Source organism: Pseudomonas sp. ES4, assembly GCF_050586665.1.
GTDB classification, from domain to species: Bacteria; Pseudomonadota; Gammaproteobacteria; order Pseudomonadales; family Pseudomonadaceae; genus Aquipseudomonas; species Aquipseudomonas frederiksbergensis.
In genome coordinates, this window is sequence record NZ_JBOBDO010000021.1 from 78,952 (window position 1) to 97,377 (window position 18,426).

At 59.2% G+C, this 18,426-nt stretch carries 11 protein-coding genes; all 11 read right to left on the reverse strand.

Annotated elements, in window-relative coordinates:
- Positions 1-1,791 carry a thiamine pyrophosphate-binding protein gene (locus ACQ4OB_RS21425; protein WP_102615910.1) on the reverse strand — a complete coding sequence of 597 codons (1,791 nt, stop codon included), beginning with the start codon at positions 1,789-1,791 and terminating at the stop codon, positions 1-3.
- A 21-nt stretch (positions 1,792-1,812) separates the two neighbouring features.
- A complete protein-coding gene (locus tag ACQ4OB_RS21430) occupies positions 1,813-3,000 on the reverse strand; it encodes an FkbM family methyltransferase (protein ID WP_102615911.1) in 1,188 nt (395 codons plus the stop codon).
- Positions 2,993-4,912, reverse strand: coding sequence for an N-acetylneuraminate synthase family protein (locus tag ACQ4OB_RS21435; protein ID WP_102615912.1), 1,920 nt, complete (start codon positions 4,910-4,912; stop codon positions 2,993-2,995). Before ACQ4OB_RS21435 ends, ACQ4OB_RS21430 begins: the two co-directional genes overlap by 8 nt.
- On the reverse strand, positions 4,909-6,276 hold the full coding sequence (locus ACQ4OB_RS21440) for a CBS domain-containing protein (protein WP_430956396.1): 1,368 nt from the start codon (positions 6,274-6,276) through the stop codon (positions 4,909-4,911). Before ACQ4OB_RS21440 ends, ACQ4OB_RS21435 begins: the two co-directional genes overlap by 4 nt.
- Entirely contained in the window at positions 6,273-6,968 is a 696-nt protein-coding gene (locus ACQ4OB_RS21445) for a sugar phosphate nucleotidyltransferase (RefSeq protein WP_430956397.1), read from the reverse strand. The genes ACQ4OB_RS21440 and ACQ4OB_RS21445 overlap by 4 nt, the downstream gene beginning before the upstream one ends.
- Positions 6,968-8,290, reverse strand: a complete 1,323-nt coding sequence (gene rfbH / locus ACQ4OB_RS21450) for a lipopolysaccharide biosynthesis protein RfbH (RefSeq protein WP_102615915.1) — start codon at positions 8,288-8,290, stop codon at positions 6,968-6,970. The genes ACQ4OB_RS21445 and rfbH overlap by 1 nt, the downstream gene beginning before the upstream one ends.
- Positions 8,283-9,356 carry a CDP-glucose 4,6-dehydratase gene (gene rfbG / locus ACQ4OB_RS21455; RefSeq protein ID WP_173860456.1) on the reverse strand — a complete coding sequence of 358 codons (1,074 nt, stop codon included), beginning with the start codon at positions 9,354-9,356 and terminating at the stop codon, positions 8,283-8,285. The genes rfbH and rfbG overlap by 8 nt, the downstream gene beginning before the upstream one ends.
- Positions 9,338-10,108, reverse strand: a complete 771-nt coding sequence (rfbF, locus tag ACQ4OB_RS21460) for a glucose-1-phosphate cytidylyltransferase (RefSeq protein ID WP_102615916.1) — start codon at positions 10,106-10,108, stop codon at positions 9,338-9,340. Before rfbF ends, rfbG begins: the two co-directional genes overlap by 19 nt.
- A gap of 243 nt (positions 10,109-10,351) precedes the next feature.
- Positions 10,352-13,108: a glycosyltransferase family 2 protein gene (locus tag ACQ4OB_RS21465; protein WP_430956398.1), complete on the reverse strand. Its 2,757-nt coding sequence runs from the start codon at positions 13,106-13,108 to the stop codon at positions 10,352-10,354.
- A gap of 72 nt (positions 13,109-13,180) precedes the next feature.
- Positions 13,181-16,765, reverse strand: coding sequence for a glycosyltransferase (locus ACQ4OB_RS21470; RefSeq protein WP_430956399.1), 3,585 nt, complete (start codon positions 16,763-16,765; stop codon positions 13,181-13,183).
- Between the two features lie 110 nt (positions 16,766-16,875).
- Positions 16,876-18,423, reverse strand: coding sequence for a flagellar hook-associated protein 3 (locus ACQ4OB_RS21475; protein WP_430956400.1), 1,548 nt, complete (start codon positions 18,421-18,423; stop codon positions 16,876-16,878).
- Between the last annotated feature and the right edge of the window lie 3 nt (positions 18,424-18,426).

An 18,426-nucleotide genomic window follows, 5' to 3' on the forward strand; every position in this document is an offset into this window, starting at 1 on the left:
TCATTCCCCCACCAGTGGAATCAGCATGTTGGCCTTCAGTTCGTCGCGATCGAGGAACGGGAACAGGTCTTCCAGCGGGCTGGAGACCATTTGGCCGTTCTGGCCGATACGCGAAGTGATCCGTGGCCCGATGGCCTGATCAGGCTCGACCATCACTTCACAGACCACCGGCCCCGGCATCGCCAGGGCCTGGTTGATCACGTCCTGCAGAGTCGATTGCTCGCTGACCCGCAGCACCGGCAAACCGAACGCCTCGGCCAGCGCACCGATGTCCGGCAGCGTCAGACCGGAGACCGGATCGCAACCGATGGTCTGTTTGAAATAACCCGATTGCGAAGCGCGGATCGAGGCATAGCCGTTGTTGTTCAGCACGAAGTACTTGATCGGCAGTTGCAGACGGCGGACAACTTCCAGTTCCTGGATGTTCATCACGAACCCACCGTCGCCATCGACCGAGATGGTGCGTCGGCCGCCACTGCCAATGCAGCCGCCAATCGACGCAGGCAAACCGTAACCCATCGAACCGAGGCCGCCAGTGGCTACCGCGCGTTGACCGCGTTTGAGTTTCGCCGAGATCCAGAACGTATCGATCGACGCTCCGGAACTGCCAGGGATGATCATGTCGGTTTCGAGCAGTGCATCACAGAGCATTTCGGTGAACACGTAGCTGTTCACGAATCCCTGTTTATCGTGGTACTCCGGCAGAACCACCGGGTAACGGTTTTTCCAGTCGGTGCAGCGTTCGCGCCACGGTGTGAAATCAAAGGTTTTCTGTTCGGTGTTTCGCATCAGTCCAGCGATAAAATCACCGGCGTCGCAGACGAACGCCTGATCAGGCATGTCGCCGAGTTTGGCGATTTCCGCCGGGTCGATATCGACCACCACCACTTCGGCGGCACGGGCGAATTGCGAGCGATCGAAACCGGTGATGGAGAAGTCCATACGGCAGCCGATGGCAATCACCAGATCAGCGTTTTGCACAGTGAAGTTGGCTCCGCGCGAGGCCACAGTGCCACAGCGACCGAAGTACAGCGGATGGCTGTACTCCAGCAGATCGGCGCCGATCCACGTGGTCATCGTCGGGATGCCCAAGCGCTCGATCAGCGCACGCATCGCCTCTTGTGCACCGGCGCCGTGAACGCCGTTGCCAACCAGCAGCACCGGGCGCTGTGCCTGTTGCAATCGCACTGCCAGATCACGCAACGTGCCGGCATCCGGCAGCGCCGGTTGCGCATCTTGATCGGGGGCGTAACCGGCCAACTGACCGGGGTCGATTTCGGTGGCCTGAACGTCCAGCGGAATGTCGATCCAGACTGGGCCTTTACGGCCGCTCATCATCACGCACAACGCCTTTTCCAGCTCGTAACGAATCTGCTGCGGGTCAAGCACACACACTGCGTACTTGCTGATCGGCGTGACCACGCTGACGATGTCCAGCTCCTGAGTGCCCAGTTGACGCAGACCGCTATTGCCCTTGAGGTCGGCACGCTTAACCTGACCGGAGAGGTACATCACCGGTGTCGATTCGAACCAGGCACCGGCCAGGCCGGTCATTGCATTGGTAGCGCCAGGCCCGGAAGTGACCAGACAGGCGCCAAAGCGGCCCGAGGTGCGCGCGTAGCCTTCGGCGGCAATCGCGGCACCCTGCTCATGAAGCATGCTGATCGCTTGCAACTGCGGCTGACGGAACAACGCATTGTTGAGGTGCATGGCACCTCCGCCCGGCAGGAAAAACACATGCCCGACGCCTTGGCGGGCAATAAACTCGAAGACGTAGTCTGCAACACGCATGGAAACCGCCTGAAAAATGAATTAGTGATGAGAGACGCGATCGGCCGGTACGGCGTACAGCACCAGATCCCATCCTTCGGCGAGGTGTGGGCACAGGCTGAAGTGATAACCGTCGTAGTACTCATGCAATTGCAGCAGGATGCTCCACAGGTGCGCCTGCTCGTGGTAAACACAAACCGCCAATACCGGATGCGCCTCGCTGATGAGTTGGCGACCACCTTCCAGGCACTGCGGCTCGAAGCCTTCGATATCGATCTTGATAAACGTCGCAGGAAGGATCTCTTTGCCCAGTTCATCCAGCGTGCTCATGCGCACCGACTCGGTGCCCATGCCGACACGGGAAGCCGGACCATTGCCGGTCTCGATCAGAATCTCGCCGACGCTGTCACCTACCGCCATCGCGTGCGCGTGCAGGCCGGTGTATTCGCCGGACAGTTGCGCGATGGTGTCCTTGAGGTCGGCATAGTTGTTTGGCGACGGCTCGAAAGAGTGGATCTCGCGATATTTGCGGCCGCTCTGGATATAACCGTGAATCGAATCGCCGTTGAATGCGCCGATGTCGTAAACCACTTCCTCATCGTTGGCGTTGACGAAGCGATCGTTGAAGTAGATCTCCAGCGGCGAGGCCGGAGGCAGCAAATCGTAGTCGAGAAACAGGCGCCATTCGACGTGATCGACAAACAGGGCCTTCGATTCGTCATCGCTCAGCAGGTTGAACGCCTGGCGAATGTGCACGGCTTCACCGATGACTTTTTCCGGCAGGTCAAGACTGTAATGCGGGAGGAATTTCTCCGGAAAGCGCCAGGCCAGATGACCGAATAACGCAATGCGCTCGAAACCCAGTGCATGCAATGGTGCCAGTCGATCAATCATTCGATCGCTGGCCTCACCACACCAGATGGTGGTGATGATGGCAGGTAGATGACCGGCTTCGCGTTCGGCCAGGTGCGCCGGGCTCAACACCTCGATACCCAGCACCGAGCGTCCCCAGAGCGCAGGATTGTTATCGATGAAGGCCTTGGGTTTGAGGCCCATTTCCAGCAGCATCGAAGCCACTTTTTTACCTAGATGCCCGGCACCGAACAAGACAAACGGCTGCTCAAAATCACCAAGGACGTTCAACAGAGTGTTCTGTTGGCGTTGGCGAATCGCTTCCAGAGGTTCGCTCAACAAACGATCCAGGCGCGCGGAGAGAGATTGATCAGTCATTGGACGAACCTACGTTGAGTGAATTGAGAAAATCCAGCGCCGACCAGAACCCGGCACCGTGATCTTTGTGGCCTTGCCACACTTCGGGAATAAAGCTCACTTGCGGATACGCCTTGAGCTGCGCCCACGTCGCTGGCCAGTCCACATCACCGGTGCCCATGATCACGCCCTCGCCGTTGCTGCCCTTGGCATCGGCCACGTGCAGGTGCGCCGAGTGCGGCAGCAGCAGCGCCAGTGCCGCCTGGAAGTCCAGGCCGAAATGGAAGCAGGCCATTTGCAGGTGCGAGAGGTCCAGGCACAGGCGCAGGTTCAGGGCTTTGGCTTGTTCGGCCAACTCCTGCGGCATCATGAAAATGTTCTGGTGACGTTGCCCGCCGAAGTGCCACGGGAAAGGCGCCATGTTTTGCGGAATCAGCTCGGTGCGACCGAAGTCGACCTGCGCACAGGATTCCTGGAAGCGTCGGTACAGCTCTGCACGCTGACTGACCGGGAAAGGTTCGTCGGCCGAGAAGCCACCGATGTTCGCGACGATCAGCAGCGAGTCGGCGTTCGGGAAGAACTCGGCGATTTGCAGGGTGGCATCGACCACTCGTTGCAGGTTGGCAATCGAGCGCTGGCGGTATTCCAGATCATCGGCCACCAGGTCCAGCAGCTCGCTGTTCTCGAAAAGCTCCGGGGCATGCACGACCAGGCGCGAACACTCGACCTGACGCAGATACGCCTGCGGCGCCACACTCAAGTCACGGTAAGACAAATGGAATTCGAACAGGTCCGGTTTGATCCACTGCTCGTATTGCAGGAAATCGTGATACCGCACTGGCACGCCCCAAAGAATCGGCATGGCAAATTCACGGCGCACTTCGGCTTGCTCGGACAGATCGCTGTCGAACAGGAAGTCGCCTTGCGGGATTGCGCGCCCGGCCTTCTTGCCGAGCAGATCGATCAGGCGATACGGCGGCAGCCCCTGGCCCGGACTGGCCACGCGCAGCATGTTCTGTTCGAACACTTCACCGGGCTCGATGGCTCGGGCGGCGATCACACTCTTGCCGAGGTTCTCGCGGTTGAGCAATTCACCCTGGCTGGCGTGGCGGCCCGGGCCGGTCCATGGCAATGCCTTCTCGACCTGTCGAATGCCTTCGACCAGTTGACGGAACTCTTCCGGCTCCAGGCTGGCCAGGTGGTCCGGCCCTTCCATGCCACGGTCGAGGGTAATGTGACGCTCGATCAACTTGGCGCCCAATGCCACAGCGGCAATGCTAATCGCAGTGCCACGCTCATGACCGGAGTAACCGATCAGGCCGTGCAGCTCACGCAAACGCGCCAGGTAACCGAGTTGAATATCGGTTTCCGGTGCCGGGTAAGTACTGTTGCAATGCAGCAAGGCGAATGGCACGCCCAAACCGTTCAACTGCTCGATGGCGCGGACGATTTCATGCTCCAGCGACATGCCCGTCGACAGAATCAACGGTTTGCCCAGCTTCGCAGCCTTGGCAATCAGGTACGGGTTGCACAGGTCTGCCGAGGCGATCTTCAGCGCCGGCACGTCAAAATCGGCGAGCACTTCGACGCTCGGCTCATCCCATGGCGTGCAGATATAGCTGATACCTTTTTGCGCGCAGTACTGACGGATTTGCAGGTGCTCATCAACGGTCAGTTCGACCTTGTCGAGCAGGTCCTGGATGTACTCGACACCCAGATCCTCGGCTCGCGAGCCATCGGCCTTGCGGCGATAGAGCGCTTCACGGTTGCGCAACTGGAACTTCACACAATCGGCCCCGGCCATGATCGACGCATCGACCAGTTTTTTTGCCAGTTCTACCGAGCCGTTGTGGTTGTTACCCACTTCGGCAATGACGAAGATGTGGTCGCCACCGATGACAACACCATCGATGCTGAAAATTTGCTCATTCATTGAATTTTGGTCCGCCAGGAAGTGACACCGTTGGATTCGAAACGGAAATCAGTGGTTCGGCAGCCAAGCTCGCGGACCTTTGCGGTCACGGCCTGACGATGCTGGGGCTGCACGAAGAACAGGAAGAAGCCCCCGCCTCCGGCGCCAAGTAATTTGCCGCCAAGCGCGCCTGCGGCCAGCGCGCTGTCGTAAATCCGGTCGAGCACGCCATCGCTGACGGCACGGGAAAACTGTCGTTTGAGCATCCAGCCCTGATGCAGGCAACGGCCGAAATCATGCAGCTCGCCGCGAATCAGGTGGTGGTGCATGTGGCGGCACAGCGCCACGCTTTCGGTGATGAGCAAGCCCTGGGCATTTTTGCTTTCCATTTCTTCGCGCTGCTGCTCATGCAGCTTGCCGGAGTCATGGGAGATGCGTGTATCACAGAGCACCAGACACTCTTCAAGCTCGTTGCAGATCGAATCTTCCAGTCGAATCGGGTGCACCAGATTTCGACCTTCCTTGAACTCGATCAGGTTGAAACCACCGAAGGCCGATGCGTACTGATCCTGCCAGCCACCCGCGATGCCGAAGCATAACCGCTCGGACTGAAATGCCAGCTCGGCCACTTCGTAGGTGCTCCAGCGATCGCGGCGCAACTCGTTGAATGCAGCGATGACTGCAGTTGTAACGGCCGACGAGCCTCCCAGGCCGGAACCTACGGGAAAGTCGGAACGGATATAAAGATCCAGTCCGTAGTTGGGCTGGATTACTGAGACGATGGTCGCCAGCAAACCTTTGTCGCCATGCACCAGCAGGTCTGCGATGGAGGCGTAATGCTCTTCGGTGCCGAGGTCTTCGGAAAAAATCCGGATGACGCTGTCGGCACGCGGAATCAGCGTGGCATGGGAATACAGGCCGACCGTGCAACTGAGCACTGCCGCCGGGTTTTCCACGAAGTAATACGTGAGGTCGGAACCACCGCCGCTGAAACTCATGCGCACCGGTGCCCGAGCTCGTGCCAATACCGGCACTTCCTGATTGGCTGCCAGCCGCGCAGGCGTGACCACGTCGACCAGAAAGCCATCGACATCGACCACCGGGATCGCGTTGTAGCTCAGATCGAAAATCTTGAGCATTTCCTCGCGCGCCGCGCCGAGCTTCACCGAGCGATAGTCGGTGTTCATGCACTCTGTGACCGGCACAGTCGTCGCGCCGCCTTGCAGCAGGTAACGGCGCAAATCACCGTTGGTCAATACGCCGGCCAGTCGCCGTTCATCATCCACCACAAAAACGATTTGCAGCGCGCCTGACTCAATGCATTCAACGGCATCGAGAATGGTCTGATGGGTGTAAATCGTCTGGCTTCTTACCAACTGATTCATGCGCTCGCGACCTCTTGAAAGCCCGACTTGAATGCACTCAGGGAGTCCGGCGTTCCAATATCAATGAAGGGGCCCGAGTATTCGCCGACCTTCAGCGATTGACGGGCAATCAGTTGCGGCAAGATGTCCTGCTCCATCGAACAGGCCTGCAGCGCAAACCCGTCCAGCGAATCGACGGTAAAGCCGTAGACACCCGCATTCACCAGGCCTGGCCCGCCAACGCCCTTCTCGTTCAGCGCGAGCAACTGCAAGCTGTCCGAGCAGCTCAGGCTGCCGTAACGCGAGCGGTCTTCGACTTTGACGCCAACCAGCACATCCTCTGTCGCATTCATCGCCAGGTGATAGGCCGAGTGATCGAGCCAGGTATCGGCGTTGAGCACCAGATAACGGCCACCCGGCGGCATTTCGCGCAGCGCCTGCAATACAGCGCCGCCCGTGCCCATCGGTTGCTCTTCGACCACCAGCGCCAAGGCCAGACCCGACTCGGCCGACAACGTCGGCAACAGCTCGGCCAACTGATCGGCACGGTAATGCGCGCACAGCACCGCGTCGCTGATACCGGCCTGCTTGAGTTGCGCCAGCACCAGTGCGAGGAATGGTCGGCCATGAATGTCGACCACGGCTTTTTGCGAGCCCTGGAGCACGGCGCTCAAACGAGTGCCAAAACCACCGCAAAGGATGTAGGCGCGCATCAGCGTGGCAACCCGAAAAACTGCTCAAGGCAGCGTGCGACATGGCCAAGGTGCTCTTCACCGAGGCCCGGCCACACACCAATCCAGAACGTGTCGTGCATGATTTTGTCGGTGACGGTCAGCTCGCCGCTGACGCGAAAATTGCGCCCGAGCATGTACGGCTGACGCACCAGATTGCCGGCGAACAGTAGACGTGTGCCGATGCCCTGGCTGTCGAGAAACTGCAGCAATTCAACGCGATTGATGCCGCAACCGTCGCGCAGGGTCACCGGAAAACCGAACCACGAAGGGTCGCTGTTGGCGGTAGCCTGCGGCAGGATCAAGTAGTCGGCGCAATTCGCCAGACGCTCGCTGAGCCAGCGGAAATTGCGTTTGCGTGCCTCGGTAAAGTCCTCCAGCCGATCCATCTGCGCCAGGGCACAGGCGGCCTGCATGTCGGTAATTTTCAGGTTATAGCCGAGGTGCGAATAGGTGTACTTGTGGTCGTAGCCTTCCGGCAACTGCCCCATCTGCTTGCAGAAACGCTGTTTGCAAGTGTTGTCCTGGCCGGGCGCGCAATAGCAGTCGCGGCCCCAGTCACGGAACGATTCCATGATGCGGCTGAGCAATGGGCTGTTGGTGAAGACCGCGCCGCCCTCGCCCATGGTGATGTGGTGCGCCGGGTAAAAGCTCAGGGTACCGATGTCGCCGAAAGTGCCGACCAGTTGACCGTCGTAGGTCGAACCGAGAGCATCGCAACAGTCCTCGATCAGCCACAGATTGTACTTGTCGCACAGCGCCCGGATGACCTTCAGGTCATAAGGATTACCCAAGGTGTGCGCGAGCATGATCGCCTTGGTTTTGGGGCCAATGGCGGCTTCGATCTTGCTCGGGTCTATGTTGTAGTGCGGCAGTTCGATATCGACGAACACCGGCACCGCACCGAACTGCAAAATCGGGTTAACGGTGGTCGGGAAACCCGCCGCGACGCCAATCACTTCGTCGCCAGGCTTGATCGCACGATCGCCCAGCCGGGGCGAAGTCAACGCGGAGAACGCGATCAGATTGGCCGACGAACCCGAGTTGGTGGTCAGCACGCAACGTCGGCCCAGGTATTTGGCCAGGCGTTTTTCGAAGGCGTCGTTGAAGCGCCCGGTGGTCAACCAGCCATCCAGCACCGCTTCGGTCATCGTCTGCAGTTCACCTGCGCCGATCACCTTGCCCGCAGGCGGCACAGGGCTCTGGCCGGCGACAAAGACTTTGGGGGCCAGCTCCAGCTGCGCATAACGCCCAACCAACTCGACAATTTGTTGGCGCAACTGATCCGCAGTACTTTCACTCATGGGTATCGCCTTGGTAGTCCGCAATCTGCTTGCGGGTAAAGGTGTGCATGTCTTCGCCGTTTTGCCAGGCGAGGTTCCAGGCCATCGTGCGTTCGAGGGTGGTGGCTAACGACCAGCGCGGCGTCCAGCCCAGTTCCAGGCGCGCCTTGCTTGAATCGAGCGCCAGCAACCCGGCTTCATGGGGTTGCACCTGGGTATCGACCGACCAGCGCACCGCAGTCGGCCACAGCTCGGCCAGTTGGCCGACAATGGTTTCGACGGTGGCGACGCTGCCCTTGTCGGGGCCGAAGTTCCAGGCGCTGGCGTATTTCTCACCGTCCTCATACAACGCGCGGGCGAGCATCAGATAGCCCATCAGCGGCTCGAGAGCGTGCTGCCACGGGCGCGTTGCGTGGGGATAACGCAGGACCACTTCTTCATTGTTTTGCCAGGACCGGAAAACGTCGGGGATCAATCGCTCTGGCGACCAGTCGCCGCCACCGATCACGTTGCCCGCCCGCGCAGTGGCCAGCGCAGCACCGGACGCTTGCAAGAAAGAGTTGCGGTAAGACGCACACAGCAATTCAACGCAGGCCTTGCTGTTGCTGTACGGATCGAAGCCGCCGAGCGCGTCGTATTCGCGATAGGGCAAAACCCATTCACGGTTTTCGTAGCATTTGTCGGTCGTGACCACTACCACCGCGCGAACGCTCGGGCAATTACGCACGGCTTCCAGCACATTGACGGTACCCATGACGTTGATTGCATAGGTTTCGACAGGGATGCGATACGCCTCGCGCACCAGCGGTTGCGCCGCAAGGTGGAAGACCACGTCTGGCTCAAAGGCCTGCAGTGCCTGAGCGACTGCCGCCTCATCGCGAACATCCGCCATGTCACCGGCAATCAGACGGTCCAGACCGGCCACAGTCCACAGCGCCGGCGTGGTCGCGGCGGGTAAGGCAAAGCCGCGCACCTCTGCGCCCAGTTGCTGCAACCACAACGCCAGCCAGCCGCCCTTGAAGCCGGTATGGCCGGTCAGGAAAACCTTTTTACCCGCCCAGAATCCGTTCACTTCCAGAGCTTCCATTCGGCGCTGCCGCTGTTCCAGCGCTCTTCCAGGAAGACGCGGTCACGCAACGTATCCATCGGTTGCCAGAAACCACGGTGCAGATGGCTCATGAGTTGCCCCTGGCGTGCCAGGTTGCGCATCGGCTCGTATTCCCAGGTCGTTGAATCATCTTCGATGCCATCGAGCACGCTCGGCTCCAGCACGAAGAAGCCGCCGTTGATCCAGCCGCCATCGCCCTGGGGTTTTTCCTGAAAGCCTCTGACGCAAGCACCTTCCAGTTCCATCGCGCCGAAGCGTCCCGGTGGCTGCACGGCCGTGACTGTGGCCTGCTTGCCGTGTTGACGGTGGAATTCGATCAGTTCGGGAATGTTGACGTTCGACACGCCATCGCCGTAGGTGAAACAGAAGGTTTCGTCGCCCAGGTAGTCGCGCACGCGCTTCAGGCGGCCGCCGGTGCCGGTGGTCTCGCCGGTATCAACCAGCGTGACGCGCCATGGCTCGGCTTTTCCCTGGTGAATATGCATGCTGTTTTCAGCCATATCGAACGTCACATCCGACATGTGCAGGAAGTAGTTGGCGAAGTATTCCTTGATGATGTAGCCCTTGTAGCCCAGGCAGACCACAAAGTCGTTGATGCCGTAGTGAGAGTAGATCTTCATGATGTGCCAGATGATTGGCTTGCCACCGATTTCGATCATCGGCTTGGGCTTGAGGTGCGATTCCTCACTGATACGAGTTCCCAATCCCCCCGCCAGAATTACTGCCTTCATGTGCTTCTCTCAACTGTGGGCTACATCGACTTCATTGAAGCGCTGGCCGTTGGCAAGGGACGCCAATAATTCGGCGTCTGCGCGATTAACTCGGGCGCACACCTCAGAAAGCAATATTGGTGCCATCGAAAAACACCACGTACGAGCCTCGTTGCGCCATGCCTCTAGCACCTCAGAAAAAAAAGGCCCACCGAGAGGTGAGCCTTTTTTTGCGGGACACGGATGGCTGTCGAGCTTTGATCCTTAGGCTTGGGCCTGCTTGATCAAGGCCGACCATTCAACGCCGGTCACCGGTCCGAGCTTGAATCCAGAGCCGTTGGAGGCAAGGTTCTTGTTGTAGAACCGATCGTGCGCCAGCGCCTCGGACCACTTCTCGCCCAGTGCCTGACGAGCCGCTGACGACTGCGCCAATACGCCTGACTGAATGACCTGCACATGCGGGGTCCACACCGTCAGATAACCGGCCTGACCGACACGCAGGCACAGATCGATATCACCGAACGCTTCGGCGAAGTGTTCGACATCAACGCCGTCTGCCGCCTCGAACAACTGCTTGGAGATCATCAGGCAGGCAAAGGACACCGCCGAGCAGTTCTGCTCCACCACCAGCCGGTTCATGTAGCCCGTGGCCGTCTTCGGTTGCCCCACGAACGGCGAACCCACACCCTCGTTAAAACCGAGGATCAGGCCCGCCTGAGTGACAGAACCGTCACGGTCGATCAGCTTGGCGCCGACCACACCGACCTCCGGACGCTGAACCTGATTGAGCAGGGATTCGATCCAGTTGACGTTGACCACCTCGCCGTCAGCGGCCAGCGTCACCAGGTATTCACCTTTGGCTTGCTGACTGGCGACATTGATCAGCGTCCCGGTCGACAGACCCGGCTCGGCACTGAACAGACGAACCCGGTTGCCTTGCTGGCCCTGACCATCCAGCCAATTACCCAATTGCGCCGCGTAGGCCGAATCGTCAGCCACCAGTACTTCGTAGCGCTGGTAGCGGGTCCGTTGCAGCACACTGAGAATGCAGCGCTGCAACGTCGCCAGATCACGGATGCCATGCAGGATGACCGACACCATAGGCCGTTCGATGAAGCGGTAATCGATCTTGTGCGTACCCGGCACCAGCGAACTGACGTCAGCCTGATATCCACGGGTGGCGAGATGGCGCAGCAAGGTCTTGCGCTCATCGGCATTGGTTTCGTCTTCCGGTGCCTGGCAGATCAGCAGCGGCTCGTCCAGATGCGCAAGACCGTCCAGCCCGCCCTGCTCGATCAGACGCAACAGCAAATCGAATTCCAGCGCTTTCTTGAAGTCACGCGAGTAACCACCGGCCTGAACCATGACATCCCGGCGTACCAGCCAATGGCGTGCCATCAAGGCCGGGTTGTTTTGCAGCAGGTCAAGGTTGAAGCCCGGGCGGAAGACATCGGCCAGCGTTCCGTTCTTCTGACGCTGAAACTCGTCCATGGCCACGGCGCGGCAGTGCGGCGCGGCGAGCAACTCCAGGTTCGCCTGGTACAGACCGCTTGGCGTCAGCTCGTCGCCGGCTTCGGCCAGTACCATCCAGTCGCAATCAGTCTGGCTGACCATCTGATTGATTTTGTCGACGTAGTTGCTTTCGTTGACCTTGACGAAATGCAGGGTGTTTTGCAGCGTGGTTTCGGCCGGCAGGTCGCCGGTGGTGAACACGATAATCTTGAACGCTCGGCAGTAACTGTTCATCACGCTGTCGAACGTCGCCTGCAGCTTGAAGATATCGGCGTCCAGGTCCAGCAACAGGATGCCAAACGTCGGACCACCAGCATGGCGGGCCAGATGCCGGGAGATGTCCTTTACCTGGCTCTCGCTCGGGTTGCGCGCCTCAAGCCAGTTCAGCAGTTGACCGGAACGCGTGGTGTCGAACATTTTTGCCTGGCTGTCCAGCGTCGCCGCGCCAAGTCGCTCGCCCCATGCCAGGACTTTCTGTGCCTGCGCCAGCGCCCCCTCGCCCTTCAGCGACCGAGCCAGTCGCTCCACCACTTCCTGGTTGAAGGCGTAGAGCTCAAAGGATTTGAGCAGTCGATCATGGAGCGGCTCTGCACTGGTATTGCGATGAATGCGCGACAACTCTTTTTGTTTGAGCATCGCCGCCTCGAGTTCTTCCAGTTGCAGCCGACCTGTCGGCACTGCATGCAACAAAAACTCGAGCGCCGCCAGCACCTCGAAAAAGGCCTGGTTGTAGAACGGCAGTTCAATGTATTGCGTCGGTTCGAAACGACGAACCGGCTCGCCTGCCAGGGAATCCCAGGTCGACTCGAACAGCTTCTCGGTAATTTCGCCAAACGTAATGCTTCGGCGCTCGTGCAACGCATACGGAATTGGCAGCAGGCGCACCTTTCCACCTGCCGTCAGGCCGTCGGAATAGCCGTTCCCGCGCAAGTTGGGATTGAAATCCGAGGCCAGCGATGCATACCAGCGCTGAATGATTCGGGTGCGAGTCACGGCATTGGCCAAGGATGGGCAATCCCGGTTCAAAATCGCCAGGCGGGCTTCAGCCGAGTCGTCGCTGTAGTCTTCGCAACCCTTACGGTCACGCAAATAATAATCGACGCGATCGGCATGCGCTTCGTACGCCAGGCTGTAACCCTGGCAAGTGCCGTAGTCGTCATTAGCCTCCAAAAAGGCCAGCGATTGATCGAGCGCTTCGGGCAGCAGGAAGCTTTCGACTTCGACCACCGCCATGTATGGCGTGGTGATTTGCCCGATCACCTGGCGGACTCTGTAGCTGAAGTGTTCGGCACGTGGCGCGGGCACATGCAGATACTGCACACCGGCGAACGTTGCGCCGATGTCGGCATCTGCTTCGAGCGATGAATCGACGACCAGCACGTTGCAGGGCCAGGCGCTGTAATAGCGCAAGGCACGGCGAACCGCATGCGGCTGGTTGTGAGTCAGCAGCACCAGGGTAAAACGCTCATTCAACGGAGCAGACGATCCATTCGGGAAATTGCTTTGCATATGAATTCCTATAACGAGCGGGTAGCCGGATCAGCGGCATTACGTTGTTCTGACGGTTCGACGTGAAACTCATCAATCGGGCAGCCAACCATCGGCCCAGTACTGCAGGTTATCGCCGCGCAACATGAAGTCACGCAACACCACTTCGCGCAATTCGTCGCCCATCCGATAGCTGGCAGCGGGATCGGACAGGTGCATGCGAATCGCCTGCAGCCATTCGTCCGTGCTGTTGGTGAATATCCGAGTGCATGGCAGATGTCCGCGATAGGCCTCGGTGTCGGAGCAAATCACCGGATAGCCGCAGGCGCCGTACTCAAGCAAGCGCAAATTGCTTTTACAGTCATTGAAAATATGAAATTCCAGCGGCGCCAGAGCCAAGTCAAGGTTGAGGCTCGCGAGCTTCTGCGGGTACGCGGAAAGGACAACACCCGAATGGTATTCATGCACGTACGGCCTGAGCGAGTCAGGGCACATACCGAAAAACACCCATTCCACTTCATCCGCGAGCTCGCGCACAACGTCGGCGATGAGATCAAGGTCGCCACGATGACTGGTACCACCGCCCCAGCCGATACGCGGTTTGGTTGAAGCACCACGTCGGCTCGTGAGGTTGCCGAACAAGTTCGGTGCCAGCATATTCGGCACGACACGAATATCGTGGTGCATGTCCGACATGGCATCCCCCAGCGCATGGGTCGATACCACGACCCGGTCACACATCCCTACGCCACGGCGCAACAGTGCGGGAAGATTGCCTGGCATGTTGCGGATGTGATCATTCTTGCTGGGAATGTCGGCAATGTAGTCATCCAGCTCAAAGATGCGCAGCGCATTCGAATAGGTTTTCACCTGAACAATGTCTTCAATCTTGTTCGCGTTGTAGCGGCCCTGCAGCACGATCACATCCGGCGATTGGCGCTCGATCTCGATGATCGACAGCATGTCGTACGACACGCGACCGACGATCCGCCCAGCCCCCTGCAATTCGAACAATGGCTGGCTGATACGGTAGTGTCCGATTGCCGAGCTGTTGAGCGCCAACCCCAGGATAGACGGGACACTGCGGGTGCTCAAAGGGTTCCAGCCGGTACGCGGCCCCGGCTCCAGACCGAAGCTGGGTTCGTTCAGTTTCAGGTTGCGATTGTAAGCAGGATCGTTGGCGATTTTGGGCAGCCAGCGCTGATAGAACGCTTCCTGCTCGCGCTCCAGTCGCTCTTTCCACTCTCCTTCGCGGGGTGTTGTATCCGCCGCAGGCACCAGCACAACGCTCGAGTAAGGCGTGGTAACAATCAGATAACCACTGTTGCCAACTCGCAGACACAACTCGAGGGAGCTGATCCCCTGCGTACTGATGGTCTCCTCGTAACCACCGACACTCTCCAGCACCTGCTTGCGCACCAACAAGCAATGGCCGCTGACGGCGCTCCAGTTCTGCACCATTTGCAGCCGCTGCATGTAGCCGCCGGAAACCACCGGTTCGTTCACAAACGCCCGCCCCGCCAGCCCGCCCAGACCAAGCACGAGTCCGGCGTCGATGACGTTGCCTTGGAGGCTGAGGGTACGCGGTCCGACGATGCCGACTTCGGGACGCTGCCCGTGATTGAGCATTTCATCCAGCCAGGCAGCGTCGTGCACGACGCAGTGAGGACTGAGGAATAGCAGATATTCGCCACGCGCCTGTTGCACCGCGAAATTCCTGATGACCGCATCGCTCCCCCCCTCGGGGTACGAGAAAATCCTCAATGTATCGCTGCCCAGCTCGGCCATGGCATTCAGCCAATGTCGGACCTCGGGACTTTCGCTGGCGTTGTCGACAATGATGATTTCGTAGCGGGCATATCCTGTATTGCTGATCAGACTGTTGATGCAACGCTCCAGCGCGATCAACTCGTCTTTGATACAGACAATGATCGAAACCAGAGGCTGCTCCGAGCACAGGTATTCGATGCGCGGAACCAGCTGCATCAGCGGGCCAGGATGAAGCCGATGCTCGACGCCGATCCGCTGTAGATGGGCCGAGATCAGCCGAGGGTTTTGCTCGACCACTTCAGGCAGGGACAACCATTGAGCGAAGGTAAAACTCGACTCGACCTGCACTTCGGCGATGTGCGCGATGGTCTGCGGCCCGTCCGTTTCCACCAGCCGCCAGATCAGGTCATGAGGTGCCAGCTCACCCATCGTTGAATCGAAGCCACCCATCTCGACAAAGCGCTGGCGCTCGAAGGCCAGGGTGCGACCGACGTAGGGATAACCGCGCATCAAGTCGAAATTGAAGTCGGGTTTGAAGATCGGCTCGGCAGGCTTGTCGTTTACCAGTGCACCTTCGTCGCTGTAAACGCATGTCGTGCCCGGCACGCCGACAATCCGGTCGGCCAGCACCAATAGAGCGGATTCCGTCAGCCGGTCACCGGCACGCAACAGGTAAAACCAGTCCACGCCGTCCATTTGCGGCAGCAGAGCGTTGAGTTGCCGTGACCAGTCAGTGTGCAGCGCAACCCGCAGCACATGGTGATTGACAGCCTGTTGCCCGCAGGACAACAACACAATCGACTCGCAGCCATACAACTGACCTGCGAGGCTTTGTAACGTGATGTCCACTGCGTGGGCGTCCTCGTCGGCATCGATGATGACGGGAACAATCTTCGGCCGATGCGACCATCGCGCAATTTGCTGCGAAAGCACCTGCTGGCGTGTCGGGCTGAAGCTCCGGGAAGCGAGCCATTGCGCGTAGAGGTCTGCGTAACTTTCAGTGTCTGTGCCCACCTGGAACAGGATGATGGCCTGTCGTGCCGCCATGGCGTAATAGAGGTTCAGCTCTTCCCATTCACGTGGCACCTTCGTGGTGTCTTCTTCCAGTGCCAGGTAGCGTATCCAGCCACTGGCCGGAGCCGGTTCGCCACTGCGTTGCTCAAGCATCTGCGCCAGCCACGTCCACTCCACAATGGCGCTCGAAACAGTGTCCGGCTGACGGGTCAGGCGCTCCGGATACAATCGCTCAACACTGCCGACATTGTTCAGCGCAACCAGATTGCCGCGGCGCAACAGGCAGATGAACAAGGCGAAATCGAGCAACGCCACAAACCCCGCACCGGCCTGGGCCAGTGCCGGCAGCAAGATTTCGATGTCGGCGCGGCGCATCAACGCGCAGCTGAACCCGCCGAGAATGTTACGCGGTGTCTTTTCGAAGCTGGCCAGCAGGTCTTCACCCTTGAACACGGCATCGAACTGGGTGAGGCCAACGTTCTCCATGCGAATGGGCAACACGTAACTGTCGGCATCGACGAATTGAAACCTGTTGACCACCAGCAGCACGTCCGCATGCTCGGCCAGAATCGCAGCCTGCTGGCTGACGGTATGGACCAGTAACTGATCATCGTCACACAGGAACTTGATGAACTCGCCACGGCTCTCGTCGAAACAACGCAGAATGTTTTGTTGGAAGCCCAGGCGGACAGGGTTGCGCAGATAACGCACAACCACATTCGACTCTACGCTCAGGGACTCGACGATCTGCTCGATCTCGTCCGTGCGGCAATCATCGCAAATGACGATCTCAAGGTTTTCGTAGGTCTGGTCGAGTGCGCTTTGCAGCGCTGTACTGAAGAAGCGCGGGTTGTACGCAGGGATGGCAATGCTGACAAGAGGAGTAGGTTTCACACGCGTGACTCTCGACCGGCCGGCGTCAACTCGCGCGAGAGCAGAACGTCCTGAACCGTAAAAAGAAGAAGGTCAGGGATCGCATTAAGTCATGCGATCCCTGCACTGAATCAGACCTTGTTGAACAGGCCCAACTGCGCGATCTTGCTGAATGCCAACTGCGAGGCCTGCAACATGGTTTGTTGCAAGGTCAGGCGAGTCATTACTTCGGCAGGATCGGAATCACGGATTGTTGATTGCGTCTGCGCGTTCGCCAGCACCAGCGCCTGGTTGGTATCGCTCTGAGTATCCAGCGCCGAGCCGCGACCGCCGACCGAGCTCAAGCCCGCGGACACTTGATCGATGCCGCTGGCGAGGTTGCCCAAGCCCGCGGCCATCGCCGCCTGTTGCTTCTGGGTCGCGACGGCGTTGCCTGTGGTCGGCGTATTCAATGCGGTTTTCAACTGGCTCACGGTGTCCAGAATGTTCTGGGTCTCGTGGGTGTTGACCGCCACGTTGAACTGATCGCCTGCCGCCAGTGGATTGGCCGGGGTATCGTTCAGCGTGAACTCAACACCCGATGCGGTGGCGATATTACCCACCATCGTTCCGCTGGAGACCGGTTTGCTGTCGGCGGTGATCGGTGCGGCGTACAAATCGAACGCGCTGGCACTGGTGAATTTGAGCACTGCAGAGCCACCCGGGAAGCTGGCATGGTACGCGGCCGGGTCGGTAATTTTGGTGCTGATCGCCTGGACAGTGCTCGGGTTGCCCGGTCCACGGGAAACGTTGAACGTGTCCGGCTTGGCTTCCAGTTTGAATGTACGCCCGGCCAACGCAGCGTTGGGGTCATTGAAGTTCAGGGTCAGGTCGACACCGCGAAAACTCACGCCCTGGTTCTTGCCGTTGGTGATGACGCCGCCCTGAGTGGCTTCGCTCGTCACGTCGTTGCCGCCCGCGTCAGTGATCTTCAACTGAGTGCCACTGGTAAATTCCACCAGGTACGGCTCGCCGCTGCGGAATTTGTTGTTGTACGACACGTTTGACGAGATTTGCCCGTCGGACAAGGTCACAAGACCGTCATTCATCGACCCGGTAACCTGGGTGCGACTGGTATTGATCGCCTGCTGGAACACTTCCCAACCGGTGCTGTTGGTGGCCATCGACATGCTGTCGCCGATCGGCAGGTTCAGGGTCACCTGGTCGCCGTTGTAGCTGTAGGTGCCGTCGGAGTTGCGTGAAAACGGAGCGGTATCACCCTTGGAACCGGCGAAGATGTATTTGCCGTTTTCATCCTTGCTGTTCATCAGGCTCAACAGCTGCTCTTCGATCTGGCCCAGTTCCGAGGCGTTGGCCTGACGGTCGGCATCGGTGTAACCGGCGTTGTTGGCACCAATGGCCAGTTCCTTGGCGCGCTGCAGCACGTTGTTGATGCTGGTCATCACCGACTCGGCCTGACCCAGGGTCGCCTTGATCGTGTTGGTGTTGGCCTTGTACTGATCAAGCATCGAAGCCTGCTGACCCAACTGCAACAGACGCGAGGCGCCGACCGGATCATCGGCGGCCGTGTTGACGCGAACCAGGCTGCTGGCCTCTTCGCTGCTCTTGACCACGTTGGCGAAGTTCTTCTGATAGTTCGCAGCCGAGGACTCGTAAAACTGGGCGGTAGAAATGCGCATGGG